Source organism: Corynebacterium sp. HMSC05E07 (assembly GCF_001807225.1).
Classification (GTDB): Bacteria; Actinomycetota; Actinomycetes; order Mycobacteriales; family Mycobacteriaceae; genus Corynebacterium; species Corynebacterium singulare.
In genome coordinates this window covers 1-1,083 of record NZ_KV788280.1, presented here as the reverse complement: position 1 = coordinate 1,083, position 1,083 = coordinate 1, and the positions used below count along the sequence as shown (strand labels likewise).

General features: G+C 68.1%; 1 protein-coding gene. It reads right to left on the bottom strand.

Annotation, left to right across the window (positions count from 1 at the left end; translation table 11 throughout):
• Nucleotides 1-1,083 (bottom strand): heavy metal translocating P-type ATPase (locus HMPREF3149_RS12425; RefSeq protein WP_141741532.1); only part of this gene is annotated, 1,083 nt, incomplete at both ends.

Sequence of the window (1,083 nt, the reverse complement as noted above, 5' to 3'; positions counted from 1 at the left end):
TCCGGCGATTTCAGCCAGCGCCCGGGCGGTACGAGTGTTGTCGCCGGTGAGCATGCTCACTTCCACATCGTTGGCGCGCAGGGTCTGCAAGGCGTCGGGCACCTCGGGCCGCAGCTCGTCGCGGACGCCGATCGCCCCGGCGAGAGCGTCATCGACGGTGACAAGGACGCAGGTCTGGCCTTCGGATTCCATGCGCTCAACGTCTGCCTTCAGTGGCCCGGCGTCGATCCATCGGGGGCTGCCCACCAGCAGGCGTTGGCCTTCGACGGTGCCGCCGATGCCATGTCCGGCTTCCTCGCTGATGTCCAGGGCGGCGGGTGCTTCGGGCTCCGCTGCCGCGATCGCCGCGGCGAGGGGGTGCGTCGATTGCTGCTCAACTGCCGCCGCGAAAGTAAGCACCTGCGCCCGATTGAATCCGTCTGCCGGGACCACGCTGGTAACCTCGGGCTGGTTGCGGGTGAGGGTTCCGGTCTTGTCCACCGCTAGGTGACGGATGCCGCCGAGTCGCTCGAACGCTGCGCCGGACTTGATGACCACGCCGAACTGGCTGGCCGCGCCGATCGCGGCCACGACCGTCAGCGGCACGGAGATTGCCAGCGCGCACGGCGACGCTGCGACCAGGACCACCAGCGCACGGGTGATCCAAGTCTCTGGGTCGCCCAGCAGCGAGCCGATCACGCCGACTAGCACCGCCAGGATCATCACCCCGGGCACTAGGGGTTGGGCAATTCGGTCGGCGATCCGGGCGCGGTCGCCCTTTTCCGCCTGCGCCTGCTCGACGAGGTCGACGAGTGTGGTCAGCGAGTTGTCCGTTCCAGCTGCGGTCGTCTCTACTTCCAGCACACCGGCGGAGTTGATCGCACCCGCGGGCACCTCGTCGCCGGGTGCAACCTCCTCCGGAATGGATTCTCCGGTGATCGCTGAGGTGTCAAGGCTGGAGCGCCCGGACCGAATGATGCCGTCCGTGGCGATCCGCTCTCCGGGGCGCACGAGCATCAGTTCGCCAGCCACGAGGTCCTTCGCAGCGACCTTGACCGACGTGCCGTCGCGCAGCACCGTCGCGGTCTGCGGTACCAGCTTCAA